Source organism: Kitasatospora sp. NPDC036755 (assembly GCF_040636595.1).
In the GTDB taxonomy this organism is placed as follows: Bacteria; Actinomycetota; Actinomycetes; order Streptomycetales; family Streptomycetaceae; genus Kitasatospora.
Genome location: NZ_JBEZUT010000089.1, coordinates 18541 through 27123, shown reverse-complemented (window position 1 = coordinate 27123; position 8583 = coordinate 18541). Strand labels below are relative to the sequence as shown.

The following is an 8583-nucleotide window of genomic DNA, read 5'->3' as shown; positions in this document are numbered from 1 at the left end:
CGGGCGATGTGTTGAGCCGCCCGGGTGAGGTGATCGACTGGACGAATAGCCGTACGGGCGATCCAGAGACACCGCGACGGCCCGGCCCGGGTGCTGGACGAGACCCCGGGGGTGCGCGGGCGGCTGGCCCGGGTGGTGCCCGGCGAGGACGGCGTCCAGGGCGTGCTGTGGGTGTCCGACGCCGAGGGCGAGGACGCCCTGGAGTTCGCCCCCGACCTGTACGGCGCCGAGCGCCGCCGGCTGGCCGCGGGACGGCTCGGCCGGGTCGACTCGCTGACCGTCTCCCCGGACGGCGGGCAGGCCGCGCTCGGCGTGCACGACGGCCGGGTGCTGCTGGTCTCGCTGGCCGACGGCGCCGTGCACGAGCTGGACCGCAGCGCCGACGGCGGGCCCGGTGCGCCCGTCTTCAGCCCGGACTCGGCCTGGCTGGCCTGGTCGCGCCCGGTGCGCGGGATGGGCCCGCACTCGCTGCGCCAGATCGTGCTGGCCGACCTGGCCACCCGGACGGTCGGCGAGGTGACCCAGCCGCGCTTCGTGGACACCTCGCCCTCCTTCACCGCGGACGGCCGCTACCTGGCCTTCCTGTCGGTGCGCAACTTCGACCCGGTCTACGACGCGCACGTCTTCGACCTGTCCTTCCCGAACGGCTGCCGCCCCTACCTGGTCACCCTGGCCGCCGACACCCCGTCCCCGTTCGGGCCGCGGCGGGCCGGGCGCCCGCTCGGCGGGGAGGAGGACGAGCCGAAGGCCCGGAAGGCGGACGGCGGGGAGGCGGCCGCCGACGCCGCGCCGGTGACCAGGGTGGACCTGGACGGCATCGCCGACCGGATCGTCCCCTTCCCGGTCGAGGGCGGCCGCTTCGAGGAGCTCGCCGCCGCCAAGGACGGTGTGCTCTGGACCAGGACCCCGCTGACGGGCGAACTCGGCGACGGGGCGGCCTCGTTGGACGACGACCGGCCCCGCCCGGTGCTGGAGCGCTTCGACCTGCGCAAGCGCCGGGTCGAGCAGCTGGTGCACGGTGTGGACGACTTCGCGGTCAGCGCGGACGGCACCCGGGTGGCCGTGCTGGACGAGGGCGAGCTGAGGGTCGTCCCGGCCGATCACAAGGGCGGTGACGACGAGGAGACCACCGTCGACCTCGCCCGGCTGCGGGTGACCGTCGACCCGGCCGCCGAGTGGCGGCAGATGTACGCCGAGAACGGCCGGCTGATGCGGGACAACTTCTGGCGCCCCGACCTCTCCGGCGTGGACTGGACCGGGGTGCTGGACCGCTACCGGCCGCTGGTCGAGCGGGTCGGCTCGCACGACGAACTGGTCGACCTGCTCTGGGAGGTGCACGGCGAACTCGGCACCTCGCACGCCTACGTGATGCCGTACGGCCGGTACACCGAGCCGGCCCGGCGCCAGGGCCTGCTCGGCGCCGACCTGGTCCGGGACGGCGAGCGGTGGCGGATCGCCCGGATCCTGCCCGGGGAGTCCTCCGACCCCAGGGCCCGCTCGCCGCTGGCCGCGCCCGGCGCGGCGATCCGCCCGGGCGACGCGGTGCTCGCCGTCAACGGCCGCCCGGTGGACCCGGTCTCCGGTCCGGCCCCGCTGCTGGCCGGCACGGCGGGCCAGCCGGTCGAGCTGACCGTGACCGGGAAGGACGGCACCGAACGGCGCCACCCGGTGGTCGTCCCGCTGGCCGACGAGGAGGCGCTGCGCTACCACGACTGGGTGGCCGGGCGGCGGGCCGCGGTGCGCGAGCTGTCCGGCGGGCGGCTGGGCTACCTGCACATCCCCGACATGCAGACGGCCGGCTGGGCCCAGCTGCACCGCGACCTGCGCGGCGAGATGGCCCGGGAGGGCCTGGTCGTCGACGTCCGGGGGAACCGGGGCGGGCACACCTCGCAGCTGGTGATCGAGAAGCTGGCCCGCCGGATCGTCGGCTGGGACGTCATCCGGGACACCGACCACCCGGTGCCCTACCCGGCGGACGCCCCGCGCGGGCCGGTGGTCGCGCTCGCCGACGAGTTCACCGGCTCGGACGGCGACGTGGTCGGCGCCGCCGTGCAGGCGCTCGGGATCGGCCCGGTGGTCGGCACCCGCACCTGGGGCGGGGTGATCGGCATCGACAGCCGCTACCGGCTGGTCGACGGCACCCTGGTCACCCAGCCCAAGTACGCGCTCTGGATGGAGAACTACGGCTGGGGCCTGGAGAACCACGGCGTCGACCCGGACGTGGAGGTGCCGTTCGCCCCGCACCACTGGGCGGCCGGCGAGGACCCCCAGCTGGCCGAGGGCGTCCGCATCGCGCTGGCGGGGCTCGCCGGGACCCCGGCCCGCACGGCGCCGCCGCTGCCCTGGGCGTAGCGGGGCACGGCCCGCGGAGCGGGAGGCCGGACGGGCCGACTTCCCGCTCCGGCGCGCGGGGGCGTGGGTAGGATGCGGGGCTGCTTCTTGATCCACAGTTCACGGGGGAACACCACATGGCGCAGGGCTACCCGCCGCCGCAGTACGACCGGAATCCATACGCGCAGCCGCAGCCGCAGCACCAGCAGCCGTACCCGCAGTCACAGCCGTACCCGCCGCCGCAGCACCAGCAGCCGTACCCGGCCCAGGGGTACCCGCCGCAGGGGTACCCGGCGCAGCAGCAGCCGTACCCGCAGCCGTACCCGCCCCAGCCCCACCCGGGCCCCCACCCGGGGCCCGGGCAGCCGCGGCGGGCACTGCCGCCCTGCCCCAAGGAGGCGGGCGGCGGACGGCGGTTCCTGGCGATCGTGCTGGACTGGCTGTTCGCGGTCGGCCTCGGCTTTGTCGCCGCCAACGCCGCGAGCCGCCCGAGGGCCTCGCACGCGGCCGGCCACGCCGCGCAGGGCGGCGGGCCGGTGGTGCCGTACTTCGTGGCGCTGCTGGCGGTCGGCCTCGCCGCGTCCTTCCTCAACCAGGTGGTGCTCGCCCGGCTGACCGGCTTCAGCGTGGGCAAGGGGGTCATGGCGATGCGGGTGGTGCGCCGCAAGGGCGTGACGCGGCCGAACACCTGGCGGCTCACCAGGCGTTGGCTGATCGGCTTCGTCATCCTCGCGGTCGCCTTCCTCACCGAGGACTTCGACACGGACGACGGCGACGTCGTCGGCATGCGCGCGGTGCGCTGGAAGCACCTCCAGGAGTACCGGCAGGCCGTCGCCCCGCTCGGCTAGGCTGCGCCCGTACGGCCCCACCACCCGACGTACCGATCCCGACGTACCGATCCCGAGGAGGGAACCATGGCCGGCGAGCCGCAGCCCGACTGCGTGTTCTGCAAGATCGTGGCGGGCGAGATCCCGGCGACCGTGGTGCGCAAGACCGAGCGCACCCTCGCCTTCCGCGACATCGCCCCCAAGGCGCCCGTGCACGTGCTGGTGATCCCGCACGTGCACCACCCGAACGCGGCCGCGCTGGCCGCCGCCGAGCCCGAGGTCGCCGCCGAACTGCTCGCCGAGGCGGGCGCGGTGGCCGCGGACGAGGGCATCGAGGACTACCGGCTGATCTTCAACACCGGTGCGGGCGCCGGGCAGACCGTCTTCCACGCGCACGTCCACGTCCTCGGCGGGATGCCGATGACCGAGCGCATGGTCTGACCGCACGTGTCCCAGCGCGAACTCGTCGTCCTCGGCACCGCCAGCCAGGTGCCCACCCGGCACCGCAACCACAACGGCTACCTGCTGCGCTGGGACGGCGAGGGCCTGCTGTTCGACCCCGGCGAGGGCACCCAGCGCCAGATGCTGCACGCCGGGGTCACGGCCACCCAGATCACCCGCATCGCCGTCACCCACTTCCACGGGGACCACTGCCTGGGCCTCGCGGGGGTGATCCAGCGGATCAACCTCGACCGGGTCCCGCACCCGGTGGACGTCTACTTCCCGGCCTCCGGCGAGGTCTACTTCGAGCGGCTGCGGCACTCCACCGCCTACCACGAGACGGCCGTGCTGCGGCCCCGGCCGATCGACGAGCCCGGGCCGCTGCCGGCGCCCGGCGCCCGCTTCGCGCTGGACGCCGTCCGGCTGGACCACCCGGTGGAGTCCTTCGGCTACCGGCTGTCCGAGCCGGACGGCCGCCGGCTGGTTCCGGAGCGGCTGGCCGCCCTCGGCGTGCGCGGCCCGGCGGTCGGCCGGCTCCAGCACGAGGGCGCGATCGAGGTGGACGGCCGTACCGTCACCCTGGGCGAGGTCAGCGAGCCGCGGCCGGGCCAGAAGTTCGCCTTCGTGATGGACACCCGGCTGTGCGAGGGCGTGCACGCCCTCGCCGAGGGGACCGACCTGCTGGTCGTCGAGGCGACCTTCACCGACGCCGACGCCCGGCTCGCCGAGGAGCACGGCCACCTCACCGCCGGGCAGGCCGCCAAGGTCGCCGCCGAGGCCGGGGTGCGCACCCTGGTGCTGACCCACTTCTCGCAGCGCTACCCGGACCTCGGCCAGCACCTGGCCGACGCCCGCAAGCACTTCGACGGGGAGCTGGTGCTGGCCGCGGACCTCGACCGGGTGCCCGTCCCGGCCCGCCGCCCGTCGTGACGGGCCCGGCGGAAGCCGTGAAAAAGGGCTCGCGCCGTCCTTCGATCTGCCGGAGCATCGTCGGGTGCGGCCCCGCCGCCCGCCACGGCGATCACGCTCGCGGCGTACCCTGGTGCCCCGGAGACACCGAGCGGCACCCGACACCACGGATGGGATGAGGCAGGCCCCAGCGCCGACCTATGAGTGACACATCGCAGACCCGTACCAACGGACAGTCGCGCCCCGAGCCGGCCGACGACGGCCGCGTCAGTGCCCGGATCGTCATCCCCGAGAAGCACCCGATGGTCACCCTGCTCGGCACCGCGGACTCGCTGCTGCGCGTGATCGAGGAGGGCTTCCCCGCCGCCGACATCCACGTCCGCGGCAACGAGGTGACCGCCACCGGCGCCCGGGCCGAGGTCGCCCTCGTCCAGCGGCTGTTCACCGAGATGATGCTGGTGCTGCGCACCGGCCAGCCCCTGACGGAGGACTCCGTGGAGCGCTCCATCGCCATGATCCGCGGCCAGGAGCAGGACCCGGACAGCCCGGCGCCCTCCCAGGTGTTCACCGCGAACATCCTGTCCAACCGGGGCCGCACGATCCGCCCGAAGACCCTCAACCAGCAGCGCTACGTCGAGGCGATCGACAAGCACACGATCGTCTTCGGCCTCGGCCCGGCCGGCACCGGCAAGACCTACCTGGCGATGGCCAAGGCCGTCCAGGCCCTCCAGGCCAAGGAGGTCAACCGGATCATCCTGACCCGCCCGGCGGTCGAGGCGGGGGAGCGGCTGGGATTCCTGCCCGGCACCCTCTACGAGAAGATCGACCCGTACCTGCGCCCGCTGTACGACGCGCTGCACGACATGATGGACCCGGACTCCATCCCGCGCCTGATGGCGGCCGGCACCATCGAGGTCGCCCCGCTCGCGTACATGCGCGGCCGTACCCTCAACGACGCCTTCATCATCCTGGACGAGGCCCAGAACACCTCGCCCGAGCAGATGAAGATGTTCCTCACCCGCCTCGGGTTCAACTCCCGGGTGGTGGTCACCGGCGACACCAGCCAGATCGACCTCCCGGGCGGCACCCGCAGCGGTCTCAAGGTCGTCCAGGAGATCCTGGCCGACGTGCCCGACATCCACTTCTCCGTCCTCACCAGCACCGACGTGGTCCGCCACAAGCTGGTCGGCCGGATCGTGGACGCCTACGAGCGCTGGGACGCCCGCCAGGAGGCCGAGGACGCCTCCCCGGCGGCCCGCAAGCCCGCCCAGCGGCGCCCCGGCAAGGCCACCGCGCCCCGCGCACCCCGACAGTCCCATCGCACCGAAAGCTGAGCACACAGCCCGTCATGTCGATCGACATCGCCAACGAGTCCGGTTGGGACGCCGACGAGGAAGCCATCCTCGACGTCGCCCGCTTCGCACTGGACAAGATGCGGATCCACCCGCAGTCAGAACTGTCCGTGATCCTGGTGGACAGTGCGGCGATGGAGGAGCTGCACATCCAGTGGATGGACCTTCCGGGGCCCACCGACGTGATGTCCTTCCCGATGGACGAGCTGCGTCCCGGCAAGGAGGGCGAGGAGCTGCCGCAGGGCCTGCTCGGCGACATCGTGCTCTGCCCCGAGGTCGCCCAGCAGCAGGGCCTGGCGGCCCCCTCCAAGCACTCGATGGACGAGGAGCTGCAGCTGCTCACCGTGCACGGCGTGCTGCACGTCCTCGGCTACGACCACGAGGAGCCGGAGGAAGAGGAGGAGATGTTCGCCCTCCAGAAGCGCATCCTGGACGACTGGCGGGCGGGCCGGGGCCTCGGCGGCATCTCCCCGGCGCCCACCACCCACTGAGCGCGGAGCCCGAACCCCTGTGAGTGGTGAGAGTACGAGCTTCATCCTCGGTGCCGTGCTGCTCGTCGTGCTCGGCTGGCTGGCCGCGTGCGCCGAGGCGGGCATCTCCCGGGTCTCCCGGTTCCGGGCGGAGGAGGCGGTGCGCAGCGGCCGGCGAGGTTCCGCGCGGCTGCTGACCGTCGCCTCCGACCCGATCCGCTACCTCAACCTGGCGACCCTGATCCGGGTGGCCAGCGAGATGGCGGCGGCCGTCCTGGTCACCGTGGTGTGCGTGCGCAACCTGACGCCCACCTGGCAGGCCGTGCTGCTGGCGTTCGGCGTGATGGTGCTGGTGTCGTTCGTCGCGGTGGGGGTCTCGCCGCGCACGATCGGGCGCCAGCACCCGCTCACCACCGCGACGGCGGCCTCCTTCGTGCTGCTGCCGCTGGCCGCGGTGCTGGGCCCGATCCCGCGGCTGCTGATCCTGCTGGGCAACGCGCTGACCCCGGGCAAGGGCTACCGGGAGGGCCCGTTCGCCTCCGAGGCCGAGCTGCGGGCTCTGGTGGACCTCGCCGAGAAGGACGACCTGATCGAGGACGAGGAGCGCCGGATGGTGCACTCGGTCTTCGAGCTGGGCGACACCATCGTGCGCGAGGTGATGGTGCCGCGCACCGACCTGGTGATGATCGAGCGGCACAAGACCGTCCGGCAGGCGCTCACCCTGGCGCTGCGCTCGGGCTTCTCGCGCATCCCGGTGGTCGGCGACAACGAGGACGACGTGGTCGGCATCGTCTACCTCAAGGACCTCGTGCGGCGCACCCACATCAACCGGGAGGCGGAGTCCGAGGAGGTCGGCGCGGTGATGCGCCCGGCCGTCTTCGTCCCGGACTCCAAGGCGGCCGGCGACCTGCTGCGCGAGATGCAGCAGCGGCGCTCGCACGTGGCGATCGTGATCGACGAGTACGGCGGCACGGCCGGCCTGGTGACCATCGAGGACATCCTGGAGGAGATCGTCGGCGAGATCACCGACGAGTACGACCGGGAGATCGCCCCGGTGGAGGACCTCGGCGACGGCTCGTACCGGATCACCGCCCGGCTGCTGGTGGAGGACCTGGGCGAGCTGTTCGGCATCGAGCTGGAGGACGAGGACGTCGAGACCGTCGGCGGCCTGCTGGCCAAGCACCTGGGCCGGGTGCCGATCCCCGGTTCCTCCTGCGAGATCCCGCTGCCCGAGCCGGTCGAGGGCGGGCTGACCGGGATCCTGCTGACCGCCGAGTCCTCGGCGGGCCGCCGCAACCGGATCGGTTCCATGGTGGCCTCCCCGGTCCGCCGGGCCGAGGGCGGCGAGGAGTCGGCGGGCGAGTAGCGGGTGGGCGGTCGCCGAGCGACCATGGAGGGCATGACGCACAAACTTCGCGCGGAGTACGGCCCGCAGGGGGCGGCGGGCGGAGTCAAGTCCTGGCACGTGGTGCGGGACGAGGACCCGTCGGCGGCGCTCTGCGGCCGGACCATGTCCGACGACGCCGAGACGCGCCCCGAGGAGGAGTGGGGCACCGGGTTGCGCGGCTGCCAGCAGTGCGGCTCGCTCTACATCCACGAGGTGCCGCACATGCAGGGGAGCCATCCCTACAGCTAGGGCGCGCCCTAGGCACAGCTTGAGCATGGCCGAGCTCTGGAGGTCGCCATGAAGCTGCAAGACACGCTGAAGCCCGTCGACAGCCGGCTCGCCATGGTGTGGCGGATCGGGGCGGGGCTCGGGGGGATCTTCCTGATCGTGTTCGGGTGCCTGGGGCTGGCCGACCACCCCGGCTTCCTGGCCACCCACGGGGACCGGATCGCCGGGCTGTCGACCAACGGGGCGCTGAGCATCCTGTCCATCGTGGCGGGCGCGGTCCTGGTGGTCGGGGCGGTGATCGGCGGGAACTTCGCGTCGAACCTCAACATGGTGGTGGGCGTGCTGTTCGTGCTGTCCGGCTTCTACGGGCTGACGGTGCTCGGCCGGCCGGACGCGAACATCCTGAACTTCCGGATGTCCAACGTGCTGTTCGCGTTCGTCTTCGGGATCGTCCTGACGACCTTCGGGATGTACGGGCGGGTGAGCGGTCACCTGCCGCACGACAACCCGTTCTGGCGCGAGCGGATCGGGCACGAGGAGGGCCTGCCGTCCGGTGCCGCGAAGACCGTCGTGAAGGTCCTCCGCCCGAACCCGGGGCGGACCCACCCGGTCGGCCACTGACCGGCGCCGGGTGCCTA

General features: G+C 73.3%; 8 protein-coding genes and 1 pseudogene. All 9 read left to right on the top strand.

The window, feature by feature from the left end:
- Nucleotides 1-69: 69 nt before the first annotated feature.
- A pseudogene (locus tag AB0E96_RS16050) lies at nt 70-2352 on the top strand (PDZ domain-containing protein); the annotation flags it as partial.
- Between the two features lie 116 nt (nt 2353-2468).
- Entirely contained in the window at nt 2469-3179 is a 711-nt protein-coding gene (locus tag AB0E96_RS16045; RefSeq protein ID WP_359823543.1) for an RDD family protein, read from the top strand.
- 66 nt (nt 3180-3245) lie between these two features.
- A complete protein-coding gene (locus AB0E96_RS16040) occupies nt 3246-3599 on the top strand; it encodes an HIT domain-containing protein (RefSeq protein ID WP_359823540.1) in 354 nt (117 codons plus the stop codon).
- A gap of 6 nt (nt 3600-3605) precedes the next feature.
- Nucleotides 3606-4529, top strand: coding sequence for a ribonuclease Z (locus tag AB0E96_RS16035; RefSeq protein WP_359823537.1), 924 nt, complete (start codon nt 3606-3608; stop codon nt 4527-4529).
- 281 nt (nt 4530-4810) lie between these two features.
- Entirely contained in the window at nt 4811-5842 is a 1032-nt protein-coding gene (locus tag AB0E96_RS16030; RefSeq protein WP_359823550.1) for a PhoH family protein, read from the top strand.
- Between the two features lie 14 nt (nt 5843-5856).
- A complete protein-coding gene (ybeY, locus tag AB0E96_RS16025) occupies nt 5857-6351 on the top strand; it encodes an rRNA maturation RNase YbeY (RefSeq protein WP_359823535.1) in 495 nt (164 codons plus the stop codon).
- Nucleotides 6352-6370: 19 nt separating this feature from the next.
- Nucleotides 6371-7696: a hemolysin family protein gene (locus AB0E96_RS16020; RefSeq protein WP_359823533.1), complete on the top strand. Its 1326-nt coding sequence runs from the start codon at nt 6371-6373 to the stop codon at nt 7694-7696.
- Between the two features lie 33 nt (nt 7697-7729).
- On the top strand, nt 7730-7966 hold the full coding sequence (locus AB0E96_RS16015) for a hypothetical protein (protein ID WP_359823531.1): 237 nt from the start codon (nt 7730-7732) through the stop codon (nt 7964-7966).
- Between the two features lie 48 nt (nt 7967-8014).
- On the top strand, nt 8015-8566 hold the full coding sequence (locus AB0E96_RS16010) for a DUF4383 domain-containing protein (RefSeq protein ID WP_359823528.1): 552 nt from the start codon (nt 8015-8017) through the stop codon (nt 8564-8566).
- Nucleotides 8567-8583: the final 17 nt, after the last annotated feature.